The organism is Nguyenibacter sp. L1 (genome assembly GCF_035199985.1).
Classification (GTDB): Bacteria; Pseudomonadota; Alphaproteobacteria; order Acetobacterales; family Acetobacteraceae; genus Gluconacetobacter; species Gluconacetobacter vanlangensis.
The window spans coordinates 1,324,631-1,345,489 of record NZ_CP127015.1; the positions used below are offsets into that span (position 1 = coordinate 1,324,631).

The window sequence follows — 20,859 nt, forward strand, 5'->3', positions numbered from 1 at the left end:
TTCGATGGTAGGCGATCTTCGCGATATCGAGCACCGTTTTCCTGTCCGTTGGGATCGCGGCAGCCTGATGCTCGCTTCCCTGCCCTCCACCTGCCATGCCTTTCTTGACGAGCTCACCGCCGACGGGTGGAGCGCATGACCTCGCGCGCGCAGTCCGCTGATGCCAGCCCTCTCACGAAAGGTGCGCTTCCTTCCTCGCCCACAGAAAACAAGCGCTTCGTCACGGTCTTCCTGAGCGTGGCACCCGCGATGTTCCTTGGTTCGCTCGACCAGACGATCGTTGCGACTGCGTTGCCGGCGATCGCCACATCGCTGCATGGCTTCACGCAGATCGCCTGGATTGTCACCGCCTATCTACTGTCAGCGACGGTCGCGGCACCGATCTATGGGCGGATCGGCGACGCAGTGGGGCGCAAGCCTGCGCTGCTGGGGGCGTTGGCACTGTTCGTGGCGGGTTCGCTCGGCTGTGGGTTGGCGCCTGACCTTACCACGCTGGACGTCGCCCGCGCCATACAGGGGCTGGGCGGCGGCGGTCTAATGACCCTGTCGCAGTCGCTGATTGGCGAGGCCGTGAATCCGAAGGATCGCGGCCGCTTTCAGGGCTGGTTCGGCGCGGTATTTGCGCTCGCCAGCACGTTAGGGCCCATCGCTGGAGGCTTCTTGTCCGAACATGTCGGGTGGCGCTGGATTTTCTGGACCAACATACCTCTCGGCCTCGGGGCGGCGGTCGCCGCCTGGCCGTTAGCGGCTGAGAAGGATCAAGGGCCTTTCACGCTCGACGTGCCCGGTACGTCGGTGTTCGTCGGCGCGACGCTCGCCTTGCTGCTGGTGCTGACGCAAGGACCAGACTGGGGCTGGACTTCGACGACAGTGCTCGCTCTGGGCGGTGCTGGAATTCTCGGCTTCGCTCTGCTGCTACCGATCGAGCGTCGGGTTGCCGCGCCATTGATTTCGCCGGCGCTATTGCAGAACGCGATCGTCTGGCGGGTGACTTTATGCACCACGCTGTTTGCCGCGGCGCTTTTCGCGGCGGTGATCCAGGTACCGCTCTTGTTGGAACTAGTGCTGGGCCTGAGTCCAAGCATATCCGGTCTCTTGCTGATCCCGCTGACACTTGCGCAGGTGATCATCTCGACTTGTACGGGTTTGCGCATCTCGAACACCGGCCTGCCCCGCGGGCCACTGGTTTGGGGACTGGGAGTTGCCTCAACTGGTTTCGCGCTGCTTGCCGCGACAATCGACCAGGGCGCCTGGATGATCGCAGGTGCCTCGGCCCTGTTCGGGCTTGGCCTTGGAACCACGATGCCAGCGGCCCAGACGATGGTGCAATGGGCGGGCGGCAAGGCGCATCTGGGCACCGCGACTGCGACATTGTCCTTCGCGCGTTCGATTGGAGGGGTGATGGGCACGGCGGCGACTTCGGCGATCCTGCTCCTGGCAATGGAGTGGCAGGCACCGGGGGCCGTGGCGCAGGTCCAGGCAGCGCTCGATGTGCCCACCAGCGGCATCGCGGCTGCGGCATTTCCATTAAATGCGATCCGTGAAGCCTTTCGCTGGGTATTCGGGGCGATGGCGATGATCGCGCTCGCCGCCGCGTTGCTCGCCATCAGCATCCGGGCGATCAACCTCGGCGACCCCGAGCCCACGGAAGAAGCATGAAGGAAACGGTCATGGCACATCTGCCACTCCCTCCCGTCGTGACACAGGAGGTCCGTATCGTCGATGCGCAAGGGCATACGCGCATCCTGCTGTCGGCCAAGGATGGCACACCGACCATCTTACTGATCGGCAGCGATGGTGCGCCACGCGCGATGGTCGCGCTGGATGCAGCCGCCGGCCGGCGGTGACGCTCAGCAACCCTGACCCCACGTGGCCGAGCGCTGCACTGGCAATCGACGACAAAGGCGCGCATGTGAAGTTCGACCGACCGGGCGGCGCGTCGAGTTACCTGTTTCTCAATAATGCCGGCGGGTCGGGCATGGTATTGATCGACGCGGCCGGAAAACGCCGCATCGGCATGACCGTGACGCCAGACGGCAAGACGAAGGTCGAGCGCCTCGGCGATGATGGAAAGCCGCTGCCCTGAGCGCACGGCCTGCGCTCTCGTTCCAGCCGCCAATCCGCTTCGTCGTCGGGCAAGACGGGTTCAGGCAGCGATCAAATGACTCCGATCGCCGCCTTGACGCGCGCAGGGCTGAGCGGCATCTCGCGCAGGCGAACTCCGACGGCGTCGGCGAGCGCATTTGCCAAAGCGGCCGACGTGGGACCTTGCGCGCATTCCGCGGTCCCGAGAAAGGGCATGCCGACGCTGTCGATCACATGAACCTCGACCGAATGCGGCGCGTCGGCGAAGCGCAGGATGGGGTACATGCTCCAATCAAAGCTCGTCCGCCGGTTGGCATCGAACGTTACGGACTCATGGGTTGTCCAACTCAGTGACTGGATAATGCCGCCTTCGACCTGGTTGCGGATGCCGTCCGGATTGACCGGTTGACCGCTATCCACGGCAGCAACGGCACGCAATACCGCGATGCGGCCAGTCTCGCGCTCGACTTCGATGTCGAGCATGACGGCACAATACGCACCCAGATTCTTGTAGCGGGCAAATCCCATGCCGCGGCCTCGCCGGCCATCGCCCCGGACTCCGTTCACCCAGCCGAACCGCTCGGCCGCCGTCTGCATGACCGCACGCGCGCGCTCGTCCTTCATGTGCGCCAACCGCAGAACCAGGGGATCGACGCCGCTGGCTTTCGCCAATTCGTCAAACATGGATTCGATCGAGAAAACATTGAGATGCGCGCCAAGCGAGCGGAGTGCCGAGACGCGGATCGGCATATCCTTCAGGAAATGATAGAGGACATGCATGTTGGGCAGCGTGTAGAGCGGGTTCGCATTGCGATCTCCGTCGCCCTCGGGCATCGGTATGGGTTTGCCCTCCGGCGCGGGGAACGGCGGCACCACCTCGCCGCCGACCAGCACGCCGCCGGCGCCGACCGGCCGGTTGTTATGGGGATTGCTCCAGACATCATAGTTCCAGGCGACAATACGGTTTTGAGCATCGAGCGACGCCTCGACCTCGGTCACCATGGCTGGCCCCAGCGGCTCCCAACCGAACTCCTGCTCGCGCATCCATTGCAACCGAATTGGCCGCCCAGGCACGGCCTTTGCGATCATGGCGGCTTCCGCAGCAACGTCATCGGCGCCATTCTGGCCGTAACACCCGGCCCCTTCGACATGGATCGCATGCACGTTCGCAGGCGGCAGATCAAGAAGCTCGGCCGCGACGCGACGAACGTCGTATGTGCCCTGGCTGTGCGTCCATATGGTCATCCTGCCGTCCCGGAACATCGCGACCGCACAAGACGGACCGATGGATCCGTGGCTGAGCCACGGTCGCGTATAGCGTGCCCTGACGGTGCGAGCGGAAGGCTCGGTCACATCGTGGGTGTCGAGAACGACAATCTCTTCGGGCGGCAAGCTCCTGAGCGTCGCGACGACGTCGCCCTGAGGGATCGGCGGCACCATCCGGACGAAGCCCGTCTCCTGAAGCCGTCGCAGCGCCGTGATCACGGTCCATTCGCGGTCGGCGACCACGGCGACGAACGACCCGACCTGCACGATTTTGACCACGCCGGCGAGGCCCTCGACGGCCGCGACATTCAGTGGATCGAGGCGCGTGCCGACACTCGGGCCGCGCACGACACGTGCATGCAACATTCCCGGCACGCGCATATCCTGCACATACGCGGCCCCACCCGTCAGTTTTGCCGGGATGTCGACACGCGCCAGTGCCGTGCCCATCGTACGAAACAGCTTCGGATCGCGCAGGGGCACATTGGGAAGCGCTTCGACATGCAGCGAGAGCGAGGCCGCAAGCTCGCCATAGCGCGCCGTGCGGCCGGTTGCACTATGCAGTCGACCGTCACCGCTTGTGCCGATGGTGTCCGGCGCCACGTCCCAGGCACGCGCGGCCTCCTGAATCAACAGCATGCGGACATTCGCGGCGGCATTGCGAAGCGCGCTGCCGCTATCCTGCATCGAGTGACTCCCGGCCGTCAGGCCTTCATCAGGCGTTCTCTCCGTGTCGACGGTCACCAGTTCGATCTGCCCAGGCGCCACATCCAGTTCCTCGGCGGCGACCTGCAGCAATGCGGTCCGGATGCCTTGTCCCAGTTCGGCTTTGCCGGTGAAGGCGGTGATATGCCCGTCCGCATCGATGCGGATCCATGCGTCCAGCCATGGCGTGGATTTCAGGCTTCCCGGCAGGTTCGGCGCGACGATGCGGGGGCCGGCACCCCCTTCCCCCCCACCAGCGAGTTGCGCGAACGCACGCGGCGTTATCGCGAAGGAGACGACAAGTGCGCCACCACCGAGGAAAGAGCGGCGCGACAGGGGCGGAGCAGCATTCAAAATGCTCATTCCAATGGCCCCCGACGCGTGGCCGTGGCAGCTTCCGCGCTGTCCGCCGCGCGTCTGACCGCGCGCAGGATGCGCATATGGGTGCCGCAGCGGCATAAATTGGTCTGCATATGCGCGCGGATCTGCGCATCGGTCGGCGAAGGCGTGCGATCGAGCAATGCCTGGGCGCGCATGATCATTCCGGCGATGCAATACCCGCACTGTGCGGCCTGTTCAGCCTCGAAGGCCCGCTGCACTGGACCGGGATTGTCGATCGATCCCAACCCTTCGACCGTCCGGACCCGCCTTCCGTCCAACGCGGCAATGGGCATCAGGCATGAAAATACGGCCCTGCCGTCGACCTGCACAGTGCAGGCGCCGCACTGTCCCAGGCCGCATCCATATTTCGCGCCATTCAGCTGCAGATCGTCGCGAAGCACATACAACAACGGCGTAGATGGATCGACATCGAGAGCGTGGTCGACGCCATTGATATTCACTGTCAGGATCATTGCTTCGCCCCCGCTCCGCGCGCCGCCATGACGGCCGCTTCAAGTTGGGTCCATGGTGTGCGCGTGCTATATCTGGCGCGCAGATAAGCCGCGATTTCCACGATCTGACCGTCGTTCAGATCGCTCGAGAAGGCCGGCATATAGGGGCCGCGCGTGTCCGAGAGGGTGTATCCCCTGAAGAATCGCCTGCAACATATTGCGTGGATCGTCTTCCTGGATTGCGCTGACCAACGACAGGGACGGGCGGCCTTGCGATACCATGGGGGCTCCCTCCCCGTGACAACCGCCGCATGCGCCGGCAAACAACGCGGCGCCGGACGGATGCGCGTCTTCTGCCTTCCTTTTCATATCCACGGGCCCAGCCCCCCCCGTCATCATCGTGGCCATGCCGCATCAATGACGCGACATAGACAGCAATGGCTCTGACATCGGCATCGGGAGCGGAGGAGAGATCGTAACTGACCGGTCCCATCGGACCTGCGGCGGCGCTGTGTCCGGCATCAATGCCAGTACGGAGATATGTGTAGAGGGATTGAACGGTCCAGCGATGCGGAGATCGGTTTGAAGGATCGAGCGCCGGGGCGTTCCACCCTTCCGCGACGCCGCCTGCGAAGGCGCGGTGCCGTTCCTCTCCGCCGGCCAGGTTGCGGGGCGTATGGCATCCCCCGCAATGGCCGAGCCCTTCAACGAGATAGGCGCCTCGATTCCATTCGGCACTTTCGCCCCGTTTGACGACGAATGGACCCCGATGCAGAAAAAGCAGATTCCATCCCGCAAGAAGCGGACGAAAACCGAGCGGAAAAACCAGCTCGTTGTGAGGAGCCGGTGCCCGTATCGCCCTTCGCGTCATCAGGAATGCATAGAGCGCCATGAGGTCGTCATCAGTCACATGCGTGAAATGTTCATAAGGCAGCGCCGGACAAAGGTGGCTGCCGTCGCGCGATATGCCCTCGCGCATTGCCCGCCGAAACGCCGCGAACGACCATGAGCCGATGCCGGTTGCCTGGTCCGGTGTTATGTTCGTCGCGTAAAGCGTCCCGAACGGCGTGGCCAGCGGTCTGCCGCCCGCATAGGGCACACCGCGTTCGGCCGTGTGGCACACGACGCAGTCTCCGATCATCGCGAGCGTGGCGCCGCGCTCTATCAGAGGCACGGGAAAAGCGCGCGGATCGGGTGGGACCGCCGTCGCGATCGGCGGCTTATAGACCAGCCCGATTGCCACGCCCGACATGACCACCCCAATGCCCAACGCCACGATCAAGCCGGCTTTCAAGGTTACGGGCATGCTCTGTTCGCCGCTTTCTTTGCCATGGAGTGCGCCGGTAAGCCGGATTGACCGTCATGGACCATATCGGTGGTCACACCGCCGCCTTGGCGCCGTCGTCATGCGGAAGAAACGGGTAATCGGTATAGCCGACCGCCGAACCGCCGTACAATCCGACATGACGGAGGTCATTATAAGGGCCACCCTGACGCATCCGCTCCGGCAAATCGGGGTTCGCGATGAAAAGACGGCCGAACGCGACGGCATCCGTACTTCCCTCTGCAACCAACGCCGCCGCGTGTTCCGGGGAGAGTCCCGCATTGACGATGAGGGGCCCTGTGTAGCGGGGCTTGAAAAGAGCCAGGAGCCGCGCGAGATCGGGAGCGCCGGTCCATGCATTCGTGTCGGCAAGATGCACATACGCAAGGCCGGCGCCATTCAGCCACGTTGCCAGGGACGCATAGGTCTCGTCGGGGTCCGGGTCGGCGACATTATTGTAATCTGCATAGGGTGACAGCCGAATGCCGACGCGTGTCAGGGGAACGACCTGCCCGACGGCTGCCAGGATTTCACGCAGAAACCTCGCTCGGCCAGTTGCGTCACCACCATATGCGTCGGTTCGCCGATTGGTGCCGGGAGACAGGAACTGATGGGGCAAATACCCATTCCCCGCGTGAATTTCGACACCATCGAAGCCGGCGTCGCGCGCATTCGCCGCAGCGATGCGATACTCGTCGATAGCGTGCGTGATGTCGGCATGCGTCATCGCGCGAGAATGCGTCGCGTTGATCCGAACATACGCGCCGTTTTGCAGAAGCCCCCAAACCTGCAACTCGCCGAGATCATGGTTGACCCCCGATGGGGAAAGCGGCTCCCGCCCGGCCAGAATTCCACGAGCCCCCGCCCTGCCGGCATGCCAAAGCTGGGCAACCATGCAGCCGCCCCCGGCTTTGGCACTCGATACAATCGCCTGCCAGGCGGCACTCTGTTCTGGCGTCCATAATCCCGGCGCGCGCTCGAATGCCGCCGAGAGTGGCCCGACGTTGATGGCCTCGGTAATTATGAGACCCGCTCCCGCACGTTGCCGGTAATATTCGGCGGCGGAAGCGTTCGGAATACCATCGTCCGCCGCCCGGGCTCGGGTCATGGGTGCCATGACAATGCGGTTGCTGAGATGAAGATCCCCAAGGCGAACGGGGGAGAAAAGCTCTGACATGACGGTTCCTTATGCTTGCAAAAAGGTCAGAAGGTCGGCGTTAAGCTGATCCTTGTACGTCAACACGAACACGTGCGGTGCGTCGAATACCCTCGAACACGGCCTTCTCGGGACCGACCGGATGGTCCGACGTCTTCATAAAATGGCGTCACAGCCCCAAGCAGGAGCAGGCTCGATCGATCAAAACCACGCCGGTCGAACGCGATGCCCCGAAAGCCCCGTTCGGCCAGGAACAGCATCTGGGCGTCCCACATATCCGCGCTCAGCGGCCACCCGTGGCTGAAGAGGACGGGCTGACCCGTGCCCCAGTTCTTGTAATAAAGCCCGGTCCCGCCGCAGGTCGTGAGGGTCGCCATGATGTCGGTTCCTGTTCTGGATCCGTGTTGTGGTTGCGCGTATCGTGCTCAGGCGATAGCAAGACCCGAGTCACGATGCGGCAGTCGCAGCACAAAGCGGCCGGGTCCAGCGGCGACGAGAGCGAGCAGCCCCCCGGCAATGCTGATATTCTTGTAGAAATGGATCGTCATATCGTAGCGAAGCGCGCCGTCCATGGTCCAGAAATGATGTCCGATAAAGGCCGTCATGACCGCATAGATGGCGAGGATGCCGGCGAGCGGCGTCACCAGAAAGCCGGTGACGAGAGCCGCGCCGATGCCCAGTTCCATCACGATCGCAACAATTGCGGCGACCGCCGGAAGCGGGGCGTGCGTCTGGGCCATGTAGGCAACCGTGCCGGAATAATCGACCAGCTTGCCCCAGCCCATGACAAGGAACAGCATGGCCAGCGCAAGGCGGGCGATCAGCAGGAGCGTGTCGCGCGAAAATAGCTTGATCATATTATAGCATCCTTCTGCTTTCATTGTAGCCTTCCGTGCTTCTTCCCGATCTGGCCATCACCTTCGCGAAATGGCCGACCTTCCGGTCCACGATCTCTGGCGGTACGCCCCACATTGCGGCGGCTCCAGCAGTCGGTGGTCCCGCATCGGCAACGGAGCTCGGAGACCGGCGCTTTCGCTGTTCTGGTTGTCCGGCCACGGAGCACCGGCAGTCGTCGTCAATGCGGATAGCGCAGGCTTTGCAGGTATCGATATTCCTCTGGGCTGCGATGAGTGCCCCATGCTGGCAGGGGTGATTCGGAACATTTCGTATAAGTAAGATGTTTACGCGACCGGCCGCGCGGTTTCTGCCTATACCGTGGTATATGGATGATCCCGTGGCGAAGAATCCGCGCTTCAATCGAGCACGATCGCCGGACCTACCACCCGAAACGCAATTCAGTACCGAGATAGCGGCTGTCATGGCCACCGGCCTGTCGGATCGTATCACCAGCCGCGTAGTCGACGGCCTCGATCGCACCGGCAAGATTGGCTGTAAACGTATAGTCCAACCGAACCTGCCCGTATAAACCACTCCACAGATGCCCTCGCCCACGCGTGTTTGGAACGGGGATATTCGGCACCGTGTAGATCGCATCGGCTGTCGTCATGCGCCATTGCAGGCCGACGGCGGCCATGACCGCCAGCCGTGGTGCTGGACGTACCAACACGATAGGTTTGACGTGGAAAATATTCACATAGGTGTTGTAGCTGCCAAGGTTGAAGTAATATTCATTCGGAAACAGCGGATTGAATGTCCCAACCGTACGGTCCCCGGCCTTCGTATCTCCGGACGCACCATCGATCTGCATGCCGAACCATGGTTTCCAGTGAAGCGTGTCGATCGTATACCCGGTCCGGCTTCCGAAGGCCCATGCACGTACCCTCTTGCCGCCCATCGTTCCAAACTGCCCCATTGCCTCCAGGTCCCAATCGAACGCGTGCCAATGGCCGGCGCTGCGGACATCGAAGACATGCCGGTTTTCGCGTCCCGACGCATCCAGGTCGTGGACGCCATCCTGCTGAAGCAACGCGTAATAGGCAGAAATGGAATTCGTACCGCCCACATGACGTTCGACGCGCAAAGTGCTGAATCGTTGATGCGGGGTGGAATAATCGTCGAAATACCGGATGTCCCTGTATTGCGTGGGTTGGCTGACAAAGCCGAGAATACGCCAGGGCTTTAGCTCCCAGTCAGCCCAGACGGCGTCATAGGCCTGCCGCACGTTCGGTCCATCCCGGACGGAAACGAATCGCTGGAGATCGAACGCGAACTCCTGCCGTCCCACCCGGGCCTTGAAGGTACCGCCTGCAACCTTGCCAGTATATTCGAGAAACAGAAGGCGCAGATCGATCTGGTTCTGATCGACGGGAGTCAGCATTGTCTTGCCGACGGCCCGTGCGTCCTCAAACTGGACAAAGCTGCGCCAGTGCCTGTCCAGGTGCAAGTCGGCGTGAATCTGCACGCGATCCAGTAAATATGTGTCGGACTTCGCGGGCCCTGTGCCGAACGCGGGCGCGTCGTTGGTCTCGAGCCGCTCTCGGACCGTCAGGCCCAGGGACAGATAGGGGAACGGATCGGATCGGGAGAACGGAATGTATTTCAAGCCGTCGAGCGGCGCGGTACGCAATGCGGGATCGGCCAGCGCCGACCAGTCCTCGGTCCATCGTGTCAGGCCGAGGGGGGACGGACGCGCCGGGACGGGCGTGGTGGCCACGGCGGGCGGGGCGGCGTCCGAAGATGCGGCGTCGCGTGTGATAATACCCGTCGTCTGCATTTCCGGATCGTCCGCCCACGCGGCAACGGACCATGGCAACGCCGTCAGCGCCAACACGCAAAGGCGAGACAAAGCGTGCCTTTGGAAACAGTGAAAATGGATCGTCACGTCAGGGCTGAGTGGCATGAATTTCGGCGATGTAGCCGCCCGGGAACAATACGAGCGCTGAACTGCGATCGGCCGACGTAAAAGGCTGTACGAGGATTTCCGCGCCGTTCGCTCGCGCCTTGTCGAGCGTACCACCAAGGTCGGCGACTTCGTAGCCAGTGGTCTCCCGACCATAGGGATAGGGCAGATGTCCGTCCGTTACCAGGACGAGGATGCGCCCGAATTTTGACTGCAGGCGAATGCGCCGAAAGGTGCCACCGGGGCGTCCGATTTCGACACCAGGCGCCGCGCGATCGTCCGACGTAACGGCCCCGTGGGAGAACCGGGTGAAGCTCCGCACGAAAGCGTCTGCTCGATCGGGGGATATATAGACGCGATTTTCGGGAATGGTCTTCAGTTCCGGATAATGAGGCGCGACCGTGTGCCAGTAGAGCTGCATGTTGATATCGCCCGGCCAGCGTACCAGCACGTCCCGCCCGATCGGATCGGGGAATGCTTCCACATAGACCTCTGCGCCATCCGCGCGCGCCGCCTTCACGGCTTCATCGAGGTCCATGACGTAATAGCCGTTGCGCTCGGAGCCGAACGGAAAGGGCACCGGTGTACGGAAGCCGAAGACCGAAAGCGTGCCGACCGGCGTCAGCAGCAGTTGCGAGCTTGTCGTGCTGGGCGTCGGCGTGACCGTGACCACGACCTGCTTGGTGCTGGACCCGCCGAATGTCCCCAGGAAGCTGCTGACGAACCGATCGACATCCGACGCCGCAACATACACATGGGTGGTGTCATATTGCGGACCGACGGCCAAGTCGGGCTGGGGCACGCGGGCCTGCGCCACGCTGGCCAGGGCGAAACCGGTCGCCAGGGTAACGCCCAGGAAGAGACGACGCATCATTGAATTTTCCATGGCAAGAATGGACGGGAGAAGCCGGAGCTTGATCGGAGCGCAATCAGGAGAAAGCCTCCGATCAAGCCCCAATGTTCGAAGAAGGCGTTGGCGGAGAGCGTACGGGCTGCCTCGTCCGGCAGACGCCAGAACGCGTTCGCCAGCATATTCGCGACGACGGTGAACCCTGCGAGCAGGAGCGCGCCGCACCATCGCCAGCAGCCGGACAGGATCAACGCAGAGCCGAGAAGCTCGACGATGATGGTGGCGATCGTAGCCAGGAGCGGAAAGGGCACACCAAGGTGCCGCGTCTCGACGACGGCACCCGGGAAATCAAGAATCTTGTCGATACCCCCCAGGATATATGCCGAACAGAGCGCTAGGTATCCAAACCATGCCAAGGCGAGGCACAGTTTCCGGTGTTCGTCATGTGATGAAGCTGACATCATCTCTAGAACGCCCAGCAAGAGCAGCCGAGCGCGCCCCAGAAGGACTTATCGTTACCCACCGGACCCTGGCTGTTCCAGGCGCGGGCGTGGTCGTGGGCGTGAATCCCGCAGGCGCTGTCGCAGCACCGCGTCAGACTAGCGACTGACCCGGCATCCGCGTCCGTAGCCTGGAAGCGGGACTGATACCCTCCGAACGTGCGTACGGGCGACCAGTCGGGCATGGCCGGCGGCAGCGGCGGGGCCAGGGACGAAAACACGTCGCTGCCATGAACAACCCTGCCGCCGACCATCGTCATCACCGAGGAAAGATCCTGGATCTCATCGCCCGGCACGTCGAAATAGTCCCGGTCAAGAACGACGAGATCCGCGAGTTGTCCAGGCGCGATCCGGCCTTTCTTGCCCTCCTCGTTGGAGAACCACGTCGTGTTCTCGGTCCACAGGCGCAGGGCGGTCTCGCGATCGAGCGTCTTGTGAGTCGGAGTGAGTTGCAGGCCGCCGAGGGTCTTGCCCGTTACCAGCCAATAGAGTGAGACCCAGGGGTTGTACGACGCTACACGGGTCGCGTCGGTGCCGCCGGAGGTCTTGACGCCCATTTCGAGCATCCTGGCGACCGGGGGCGTCGCTTCCGCTGCCTTGTTTCCGTAGCGTTCGACGAAATACTCGCCCTGAAACGCCATGCGATGCTGAATCGCGACCCCGCCGCCGAGGGCAGCGATTCTCTCCAGCGATCGCTCGCTCACCGTTTCTGCGTGGTCGAAGAACCAATGTAGGCCGGAGAAGGGAATTTCAGCGTTGACCTTTTCGAAAACGTCCAGCGCCCGGACGATCGTCTCATCATATGTCGCATGCATGCGCCAGGGCCAGCGGTTCTGGGCGAGAATGCGGACCACGCCTTCCAGGTCGTCTTCCATCTCCGCCGGCATATCCGGCCTGGCCACGCGGAAATCCTCGAAATCGGCGGCGGAAAAGACGAGCATTTCGCCGGCGCCGTTGAGACGAAAATAATCTGTACCCTGCTGATATGTCGCCGAATTGGTCCAGCGCAGGAAATCCTCCTTTTCCTCTTTCGGCTTCTGGGTAAACAGATTGTAGGCAATACGCACCGTAAGCTGGTCGTCGGCCGCGAGCTTCTCGATGACCTCGTAATCATCCGGGTAATTCTGGAAGCCGCCGCCCGCGTCGATCGCGCCGGTTACGCCAAGCCGGTTGAGGTCCCGCATCAGGTGCCGGGTGGAATTGAGCTGGTAATCGAAGGGAAGCTTCGGGCCCTTGGCCAATGTCGCATACAGGATGCCGGCATTGGGTTTGGCCAGCAGCAGGCCGGTCGGCGTCCCCGACGAGTCACGCTGGATCTCCCCTCCGGGGGGATCGGGGGTATCGCGCGTGTAGCCGACAACCCGCAGGGCGGCCGCGTTCAGCAGGGCACGGTCATAGAGGTGCAGAATGAAGACCGGGGTGTCCGGCGCGACCGCGTTGATCTCATCGAGCGTTGGAAGACGCTTTTCCACGAATTGATGTTCAGTGAAGCCTCCGACGACACGCACCCATTGCGGTGGCGGCGTGATGGCGACCTGGCGCTTAAGCATGCTCATGGCGTCGGCCAGGGATCTTACCCCGTCCCAGCGCAATTCCATATTGAAATTGAGACCGGCCCGGATGATGTGCAGATGATTGTCGATCAAACCGGGGATCAGGCGGCGGCCACCAAGATCGAGCATTCGGGTGGTCGGGCCGGCGCTCGGCATGATATCGCGCTCGGCACCGACGGCGCTGAATCGACCCTCGGTAATGGCGATCGCCTCCGGGGCAGGATCGCCCCTGTCGAGAGTGGTAATCTTGCCGTTATACAAGATCAAATCGGGTGCGGTCATGACGGTCTCCGCCTAATGTAAGCCGCGAGGCTCAGATGGTCGTCCGGTCGCGATCTGCCTCCGAGCGAGGCTTGACACCGAGCGGCAGGGAGCCTGGCTGCATCGATACGGTATCGGGCGCCGATGCGCGCGATGCGGCCGCGACGTTCTGGCCCAGCCAGAAATGCTTCGTGACCGGCACGATCTGTTCCCCAATGAGGATGCCCAGAAGCCCGACCAGCGCCACGATCGGTGGCGCTGGTGAGCGGACATTCACGAGGCCGTAGAGAAGCCCCACGATCGTGCCGGCAAGCAAGGATACGAGATAGGGTTTCACGCGGGATCTCCCGACCTGGAGCCAATAACGCGACGCGCTCAGCCTTCGTGCGCGCCGAACATCGTCTTGGCGTAAGTCACGCCAAGGCCATAGGCACCGCCATATTTCTTGGCCACACCAGTCGTCGCCTCGTATGTGTCCGTCCGGGCCCAGTCGCGTTGCAGTTCAAGCAGATATTGCAGCGAGGTCATGGGCCGGCCGCCGGCCTGCACAATGCGTTCGATCGCACGTTCATGCGCCTCTGTCGAAACGTCACCACACGCGTCGGCGATGACATACACCTCGAACCCCTGGTCAATCGCCGAGAGGGCGGGACCGACGATGCACACGGATGTCCAGAGACCGGCCAGGACGATGCGCGTCTTTCCAATGCGGTTGACGTCGGCGATCACTGCGGCGTCCTCCCACGTATTCATCGATGTACGGTCGAACAGCGCCTGGCCGGGAAAGGCCGAAGTAATTTCTTCAAACATCGGTCCCGAAAAGGATTTGGCCGCCACCGTGGTCAGGATGGTCGACACATGGAATTCGGCCGCCGCCGCGGACACCAGCGCGGCATTATTACGCAGCGTGATGGCATCGATCGATTTGGTCGCGAACGACATCTGAGACTGGAAATCGATCATGATCAGGAGATGATCGACGGGGGTTAAAAGCAGTTTTCCGGGGGTAGGCGTCGCCTGGATAGACATGGATTCATCCTTCTGAAGAGATACGAGCGAGAAGCAGGAAGGCTTGGCAATACAGATCCAATCAAACGCGACTTTGCGAACAGCAAGAAATTGCCCGATTCTTCCGTTGTTTTTGATTCAATGCCTAGCCCTGCTTCATCATTGACATTTCATGCAATAATAAAACAAACGAATGGACGACATTTCGAATTATCGCGTTTTTTATGTTATTTCGAGACGATGTCCCATTCGCTTTGGGATACTGCCCCCGCGCCGGATCAATGACAATATTATGCCCTTGGTCTAAAAAACTATACCAAAGGATATATTGCTTACGCCGACCTGTGGTACCGGAGTAATGGCGAATGGCCGGATATGGCACTTTCCGACAAAAATCCAGAATATCCGACAAGACGCTCGCTGTAGAGGTGTGGTGTTCAATATAATATGAACAGATCAATTGGGCACTCATGGATGTCCATTCGCGACGCCGTCATTCTGGGAGGATTCAGCCTCTCGATAATCGGAAATGTGTTCGCCGTAACCGTGCGGATCCTGAGGGGGCGACGAAAGCAGCGGGAAGACGCGATACGGCCGACATATGAGACATCGGCATTTGACCACGCGCCAGTCGCATTGGTGGTTCGCGAGCGGCACGGTACGGTCAGGGCCTGGAACCGGGCGGCGGAAAGACTTTACGGATGGCCTCGCGACAAGATCATCGGAATGAATGCCTGTTCCACATTGGAGACGACATTCAGTATGGAGCTGGCCGATGTCGTGGCCACGCTCGAGTCGGACGGTCGTTGGGCCGGGCATGTGGAACAAAAGGACATGTCCGGGCATCGCATTACGGCGCTGGTACAATGGGAATCGGTGCGCGGGTACGCCAGCCGCCCGGAGCTGATCGTCGAAGCCAATATCGATCTGACGGGCGATACGGCGGCCATCTTCGGGCGCTTGAGCGAGGAACGCTATCGCACGATCTTCGATACGCTGGCGGTCGGTATCTGGGAACACGATTTCCGGGCGGTGAAGCATGAGCTCAGTCGGCTCCATGCCGAAGGCGTCGTCGACATTCGAAAATACATCAAAGAAAACAAAGACTTCGTGGCGCGTATGCGCCGGACGGTGACGATATCGAATCCCAACGACGCGGCCCTGAAACTGTTCAATATCGCCAGTCGAACGGATTTCTTTAAAAACCTCAGTGATTTTCTTATAGAAGACGACAGTACATTCGAACATTGCATCGTGGCGATCGATGAAGACGAGACAAAATTCGTCTGTGAAGCAGAGTTTCGACTATTCGCCGGCGAGAACGTAACGGCAATTGTCGCGTTGAGCTTCCCGTCCGGAGCCGGATACGACCGGGTGACAGGATGTATTCTCGACATCAGGGAACAGCGGAAAATGGAGGCAATGATCGCGGCGACGCGCGCCGAACTGGAACAGGCCCTGCGTGTCGCTAGCCTGGGCGAACTTTCTGCGACGATCGCCCATGAGGTCAACCAGCCGCTTGCCGCGGTGGTCAATTTCGCGCAGGCAGCTCAATGCTGGATCTGTGCGCCGGTACCGAATCTGTTAGAGGCCGGGGCGGCGCTGACGGACGTCATCGAAGCTGCTCAAAATGCGGCCGCCGTTGTTCGACGTGTGCATACGTTGTTGGGCAAAGCGAAACCAGAACATGCCCCAATCCCAGTAGATCAGGTGATCAGCACGGCCGTCCTGCTTGCGCAGGGCGATGCCGAAGCACACGGGATTACCATCGTTCAGGAATTGCAGGCGCCGGGAAGCCTCGTTCTGGGGGACCGAATTCTTCTACAACAGGTCATCGTCAATCTGCTGGGTAACGCAATACAGGCGATCGATGCCTTCGATCCGGCATTCAGGCGGATTACACTTACAATGTGGGCAAATCACGAGCGAGTCGTGCTGACAATGAGCGACACCGGTGGGGGTTTTTCGCCCGACGGTTTCGAAAAAGCATTTCAGACGTTCTATACGACCCGGGCTCAGGGCATGGGATTGGGCCTGTCAATTTGTCGATCAATTATAGAAGAACATAACGGTACAATCGAAATAGCCAACGACGATAAATCCGACGGTGCGGTGATTACAATCGCTCTCCCCAGAGCGTTCGCCACCGGGATCATCTGAAGGAGGGATGGGCGAACGGCGAGCTGCATGCTTTCATTGCCATCAATGCATTGAAGCAACCGCGATGCAGGCGCTTTCTTCACAAAAAGCGATCAGGCGCCTTTTTTGATGGATAGCGCCGAAAGAATATCCAGCAATATGCCAGGACTTAGTGGCTTCTCGACAAAGAATGCCGCACCGGCTGCCGCGGCCTGTTTCATGAGGTTGGGCCGGGGAAACGCGGTAATGAGAATGATCGGAGGGCAGTTCGGCCTGCTTCTTAACATGCGGGCCAGTTGCAGCCCGTTGACGTCGGGCATTTGTATGTCGGAGATGATACAGCTAAGCGACTCGAAGTCACTGCTGAGACACTCGCGAGCAGACGCGAATGCGCAGGTGGAGAAACCCAGGGACGTGACAAGACTGCCCAGGGAAACGCGGGCGCGCTCGTCGTCGTCCACGATCGCAATCATTGGGGCATGTGCCAATCCACATCCTTACGAGCTGCTATGAGAGCGAGCCGTAACCGGGTTCCGGGTCCTTGAGCATGCGCCCTCTTTCGATTTTTCGATACTCATACGCGCGTATGGTCTGGTCCCACGCTGGTCTCGATCGTCTGGATGATCCGAATCAGCTCCGCGAAGCTCCCGGCTTTCATCTTACGCATCAGGTTGGCGCGATAGAGTTTCACCGTGATTTCACTCAAACCGAGGTCACCGGCAATCTGCTTGTTCAGACGCCCTGCCCCGACACCTTTGAGTACCTCGCGCTCTCTCGGCGACAGGGCTTCCAGCCGAGCGTGGAGGTCCCTGAGGCGCGTTACAGATTCTCGCCGGCGGCGGTCGGCCGCCAAGGCCTCCGTAACGGCGTCCAACAGCTCCTGATTTCGGAACGGTTTCTCCAGAAAGTCGATCGCACCGCCCTTCATGGCACGGACGGACATCGGAATATCTCCATGGGCCGTGATGAAGACCACGGGGACACACTCGCCACGTTGCTCAAGAGCCGCCTTCAGGTCGAAGCCGTTGAGATTCGGAAGCCGGATATCGCATATCAGACAGCGCTCGGCGGCGGGCAGCCTCTGGTCGAGCAGATCGGATGCAGAACCATATTCTATCGACTGAAGACCCGCCGAACGCAGGAGACTCCGGAGCGATTTACGCACCCTGGTATCATCTTCGACAATGATGACAACCGGAGGTTCGGACATTGTGGATGGTGCGGGCACGTGCATCGGAAAGCTCTCCTGGACACAGCCGAGCATTATCGGCATTTGAAACGGATTTATGACTCAGCCGCGGACCGTTCAGCAACAACTCCGAGAGGTCGCCTGGGCATCCATGCCCAGGAGGCGTCAGGCCCGATGCCGCCATCGCCAGGCGCCTGGCGAGATACCCTTCTTCCGTGAGAAGACACGTGTCAGATGACTTTGATCGGCAAACCCGGTGGCGACCGCGATGTGGCTGATCGGCTCTTCGCTTGACAATAAAAGGGCTTCGGCACGCGATATTCTTTGATCGAGGAGCCACTGATGCGCGCTAGTACCGGTACTGACCTTGAACGCGCGCGCAAAATGTGCACGCGTGAGCCCACAATGGCTAGCCACCTCGGAAAGGCTGATATTGTCCGCAATATTCTCTGTCATGTAAGCTTCTGCCTTCGCCAGTTGCTGTGTAGAGAGACCTCCTTTGTTCCACCGTAGTGTCGGGGCATGGTCCCCGTAATGCTCCACGAGATGGTTGCAGAGCGCCAGGGTCACATGATCGAGAAACAGGGTATTGACTTCCTGCGGCCGAGCAAGTGCCAGAAGCAGTATGCGTGACAGATGCACGATAGCAGGATCGATGATTCCAGGCGTAAAGGTGATGGTGCTGACCCGCTTCGTGCCGGCTTCATCGGCGATCTCATCGAGGGATTGCCGGGGAATGTAGAATGTCAGGGCCTCATGCGGTGCGGTGACAAGCGCTGAAAACGCATCGATCAAGTTGACGATCCTGATCGAATCCTTCCTGTAGCCCTGTCGATACAGGGGCCGATTCCCGCTCCAGAGTTCATGGTATTCAAGATCCGTCAGGTACATCGCCAGAACGAAGGTATCCTCGACTGGTATTTGCGCGCTCATCCCAAGCTGTTCCACACCAATACTCAGACGGCTGATTGCGATCTGAGTGGTTTTCAGCGACCGCGTGATGAGTTTCTGTTGGGCGGGCAGCCCAAAGGAGCGCGCTATGGCGTCGCCATATTGCCTCTTGTTCCTTTCGACGCCAGCGTACATTTTTTCCTCGATCGTCATTGCAGAGTCCATCCGGACCAGGGAAGTCATGTCATGCTGTCAACGGATGCGATGTGAAGCGACAAGAGCCGAAGAATCTCGTCCAATGGAACGAAATCATGGTTTTTCTGCATAAATCAGGCCACTTACATTCTATACGTTAGTATATATGTTGGCTGATCGGTTTTTGCGATAAAATAAAGTGAAATGCTGGGTTTCCGGCTCGTTGGGCGACGCGCATCCGGCCGGTAGCACTGAAGCCTCTTACTCATTCCAGCACGTGGATTCAGGGAGTCCGACACACTCATATGCCGGCCGTCTTCCAATATGAAAGCCTCCTGGGTCTGGTCGCGGCAGCGGTGCTGCTCGAATTCGTCGCCTGGCGGCTACGATTGCCACCCGCCGCCGCTTTGATCTCGGGCGGGATTGCCCTGGCGCTGATCCCTGGCACGCCGGATCTGAGCATCGATCCCGGTCTTGTGCTGATCGTCTTCTTGCCACCGTTGCTGATGAGCGGCGCCTATTTCACAGTCTGGCGCGAATTCCGCGCCAATCTGTCCAGCATTCTCATGCTGGCGGTTGGTGCCGTGGGTTTTACCACGCTACTGGTCGGTCTGGCCACCAAATGGATGGTGCCCGGACTGCCATGGGCGGTCTGTTTCACGCTGGGGGCGATCGTCTCGCCGCCGGACGCGGTGGCGGCAGATGCCGTGCTGGAACGCGTCAGCCTGCCAAGCCGGATCACAGCCCTGCTGCGCGGAGAGAGCCTCTTGAATGACGCGGCGGGCCTGGTTCTGTTCCGCTTTGCACTTACAGCCGCATTGACCGGAGCATTCAGCCTGGCGGACGCGATCAGCACGTTCTGCGTGCTGTCGATCGGCGGGGTCGTGGTCGGCTACATAATCGGCCAGGGAGGATTGTTCCTGATTCGCCGGTTACGCGACAGCGAACTGGCCATTGTCGCCACGTTCCTCCTGGCCGCGATCGCCTATATCGGCGGCGAGAGCCTGCATGTCTCCGGGGTGATCTCGACAGTCACGGCCGGGCTTCTGGTCGGCTGGCACCAGCACACCGACTTCAGCGCCGCGACCCGCGTGAGGGCCCAAGCCTTCTGGAAAATCACCGTATTCCTGATGGAATCGGTTCTGTTCATCATGATCGGCCTGTCGCTGAAAGGCGTGCTGGCGCGGATCCACACGGTCGATGACGGGCTTCATACCCTGCTTCTTCCGGCCGCAATCGTCGTCGCAACCGTCATTATAGCGCGCTTTGCTTGGCTGCTGGGCTCTCATGTCCTGCTGCGTACGATACAAATGTTTGGTTTTTTTCGCGCACGCCGCTCCTCGGTCGCTACGGCGGCGCTTATGAGCTGGGCAGGAATGCGTGGGGTCGTAACTTTGGTGGCCGCATTGTCGCTACCGGATTCGCTGCCAGGCCGTGATATGATTCTTGTATCGGCGTTTGCCGTGATTCTTGTCACCGTACTGGTGCAGGGCAGCACTCTCGGACGGGCGATACGCTGCCTGCGACTGAACGGAGCGGAAGACCTGCTGGTCCGGCAGGAGAGCGAGGACATGGCCTGGATACGCATGAGCGACGCGCAGCAGGCCGCGGTCATCGCGATGTCGCAGCAACCTGACGGCACGCAATCACATCCTCGTCTCGTCGAGCAATATACCCATCGGACGCAAATGGCGATCGCGCTCGCCAAGGATCGGAAGCTGCATCGCCACAAGGAAATCGCGCATTTTCAAGTCATCCTGGCCGCGATCGAGGCCGGCCGTATGGGGCTGATCACCTTGCACCGGTCGGGTGACATCCACGACAAGACGCTGAGAAAAATGGAAGAGGAACTCGACATGCAGCAAATCGCCGCCGAGATCCGCATTTCCGAAACCGGATGATTCGCATGGACACGACGATAATGGGAGATATCCTGTCGTCCGTGTATGCGATCGGCCGTGTGGCACGGTGCATGAGACGGGCAGCCGGGGCAGCTTCGCCCAGCGGCTAAGTCTTTCTGGCCATATTATATCTAAAATCGTTATGACGGCATATATGTTAGTATAACTGCATCACGATCCGATATTCGTCTAGATGATGGTCC

At 60.7% G+C, this 20,859-nt stretch carries 21 protein-coding genes; 6 read left to right on the forward strand and 15 right to left on the reverse strand.

Going from position 1 to position 20,859, the window contains the following annotated elements:
• The first annotated feature begins 4 nt into the window (after positions 1 to 4).
• The 4 genes from QN315_RS05925 to QN315_RS05940 are packed head-to-tail and all read left to right on the forward strand — an operon-like array spanning position 5 to position 2,086.
• Positions 5 to 139 carry a hypothetical protein gene (locus QN315_RS05925; protein ID WP_323992103.1) on the forward strand — a complete coding sequence of 45 codons (135 nt, stop codon included), beginning with the start codon at positions 5 to 7 and terminating at the stop codon, positions 137 to 139.
• Complete coding sequence (locus tag QN315_RS05930; RefSeq protein ID WP_323992105.1) at positions 136 to 1,659, forward strand: MFS transporter; 1,524 nt, start codon at positions 136 to 138, stop codon at positions 1,657 to 1,659. The genes QN315_RS05925 and QN315_RS05930 overlap by 4 nt, the downstream gene beginning before the upstream one ends.
• Positions 1,656 to 1,847, forward strand: a complete 192-nt coding sequence (locus QN315_RS05935; RefSeq protein WP_323992107.1) for a hypothetical protein — start codon at positions 1,656 to 1,658, stop codon at positions 1,845 to 1,847. Before QN315_RS05930 ends, QN315_RS05935 begins: the two co-directional genes overlap by 4 nt.
• Positions 1,844 to 2,086, forward strand: a complete 243-nt coding sequence (locus QN315_RS05940; RefSeq protein ID WP_323992108.1) for a hypothetical protein — start codon at positions 1,844 to 1,846, stop codon at positions 2,084 to 2,086. Before QN315_RS05935 ends, QN315_RS05940 begins: the two co-directional genes overlap by 4 nt.
• 71 nt (positions 2,087 to 2,157) lie before the next feature.
• On the opposite strand, the gene QN315_RS05945 is transcribed toward QN315_RS05940, so the two are convergent.
• The 12 genes from QN315_RS05945 to QN315_RS06000 form a co-directional block, all read right to left on the reverse strand.
• Positions 2,158 to 4,419, reverse strand: a complete 2,262-nt coding sequence (locus QN315_RS05945; protein ID WP_323992110.1) for a molybdopterin cofactor-binding domain-containing protein — start codon at positions 4,417 to 4,419, stop codon at positions 2,158 to 2,160.
• Positions 4,416 to 4,910, reverse strand: a complete 495-nt coding sequence (locus QN315_RS05950; protein ID WP_323992112.1) for a (2Fe-2S)-binding protein — start codon at positions 4,908 to 4,910, stop codon at positions 4,416 to 4,418. The genes QN315_RS05945 and QN315_RS05950 overlap by 4 nt, the downstream gene beginning before the upstream one ends.
• 115 nt (positions 4,911 to 5,025) lie before the next feature.
• A complete protein-coding gene (locus QN315_RS05955; protein ID WP_323992114.1) occupies positions 5,026 to 6,195 on the reverse strand; it encodes a cytochrome c in 1,170 nt (389 codons plus the stop codon).
• A gap of 73 nt (positions 6,196 to 6,268) precedes the next feature.
• Positions 6,269 to 7,390: an alkene reductase gene (locus tag QN315_RS05960; RefSeq protein WP_323992116.1), complete on the reverse strand. Its 1,122-nt coding sequence runs from the start codon at positions 7,388 to 7,390 to the stop codon at positions 6,269 to 6,271.
• 59 nt (positions 7,391 to 7,449) lie between these two features.
• Entirely contained in the window at positions 7,450 to 7,746 is a 297-nt protein-coding gene (locus QN315_RS19575; protein ID WP_408904592.1) for an alpha/beta fold hydrolase, read from the reverse strand.
• Positions 7,747 to 7,794: 48 nt separating this feature from the next.
• Positions 7,795 to 8,226 carry a DoxX family protein gene (locus tag QN315_RS05970; protein WP_176638397.1) on the reverse strand — a complete coding sequence of 144 codons (432 nt, stop codon included), beginning with the start codon at positions 8,224 to 8,226 and terminating at the stop codon, positions 7,795 to 7,797.
• A gap of 419 nt (positions 8,227 to 8,645) precedes the next feature.
• Positions 8,646 to 10,151, reverse strand: coding sequence for an alginate export family protein (locus QN315_RS05975; RefSeq protein ID WP_323992119.1), 1,506 nt, complete (start codon positions 10,149 to 10,151; stop codon positions 8,646 to 8,648).
• A gap of 1 nt (position 10,152) precedes the next feature.
• Positions 10,153 to 11,043, reverse strand: coding sequence for a glyoxalase (locus QN315_RS05980; RefSeq protein WP_323992120.1), 891 nt, complete (start codon positions 11,041 to 11,043; stop codon positions 10,153 to 10,155).
• Positions 11,040 to 11,483, reverse strand: a complete 444-nt coding sequence (locus QN315_RS05985; RefSeq protein WP_323992122.1) for a DoxX family protein — start codon at positions 11,481 to 11,483, stop codon at positions 11,040 to 11,042. Before QN315_RS05985 ends, QN315_RS05980 begins: the two co-directional genes overlap by 4 nt.
• Before the next feature lie 2 nt (positions 11,484 to 11,485).
• Complete coding sequence (locus QN315_RS05990) at positions 11,486 to 13,354, reverse strand: amidohydrolase (protein ID WP_323992124.1); 1,869 nt, start codon at positions 13,352 to 13,354, stop codon at positions 11,486 to 11,488.
• A gap of 31 nt (positions 13,355 to 13,385) precedes the next feature.
• Positions 13,386 to 13,670: a DUF1427 family protein gene (locus QN315_RS05995; protein WP_323992126.1), complete on the reverse strand. Its 285-nt coding sequence runs from the start codon at positions 13,668 to 13,670 to the stop codon at positions 13,386 to 13,388.
• A gap of 38 nt (positions 13,671 to 13,708) precedes the next feature.
• Complete coding sequence (locus tag QN315_RS06000; protein ID WP_323992128.1) at positions 13,709 to 14,362, reverse strand: hydrolase; 654 nt, start codon at positions 14,360 to 14,362, stop codon at positions 13,709 to 13,711.
• 453 nt (positions 14,363 to 14,815) lie between these two features.
• Between QN315_RS06000 and QN315_RS06005 the strand changes: the two genes are divergently transcribed.
• Positions 14,816 to 16,501: an ATP-binding protein gene (locus tag QN315_RS06005; protein ID WP_323992129.1), complete on the forward strand. Its 1,686-nt coding sequence runs from the start codon at positions 14,816 to 14,818 to the stop codon at positions 16,499 to 16,501.
• A gap of 92 nt (positions 16,502 to 16,593) precedes the next feature.
• On the opposite strand, the gene QN315_RS06010 is transcribed toward QN315_RS06005, so the two are convergent.
• The 3 genes from QN315_RS06010 to QN315_RS06020 form a co-directional block, all read right to left on the reverse strand.
• Positions 16,594 to 16,941: a response regulator gene (locus QN315_RS06010; RefSeq protein WP_323992131.1), complete on the reverse strand. Its 348-nt coding sequence runs from the start codon at positions 16,939 to 16,941 to the stop codon at positions 16,594 to 16,596.
• Positions 16,942 to 17,054: 113 nt separating this feature from the next.
• Positions 17,055 to 17,714 carry a response regulator gene (locus QN315_RS06015; protein WP_323992133.1) on the reverse strand — a complete coding sequence of 220 codons (660 nt, stop codon included), beginning with the start codon at positions 17,712 to 17,714 and terminating at the stop codon, positions 17,055 to 17,057.
• A gap of 120 nt (positions 17,715 to 17,834) precedes the next feature.
• Entirely contained in the window at positions 17,835 to 18,773 is a 939-nt protein-coding gene (locus tag QN315_RS06020; RefSeq protein ID WP_323992135.1) for an AraC family transcriptional regulator, read from the reverse strand.
• 287 nt (positions 18,774 to 19,060) lie between these two features.
• Here QN315_RS06020 and QN315_RS06025 point away from each other — a divergent pair, with 287 nt between their 5' ends.
• Positions 19,061 to 20,656 carry a Na+/H+ antiporter gene (locus tag QN315_RS06025; RefSeq protein ID WP_323992137.1) on the forward strand — a complete coding sequence of 532 codons (1,596 nt, stop codon included), beginning with the start codon at positions 19,061 to 19,063 and terminating at the stop codon, positions 20,654 to 20,656.
• The last annotated feature ends 203 nt before the right edge of the window (positions 20,657 to 20,859 follow it).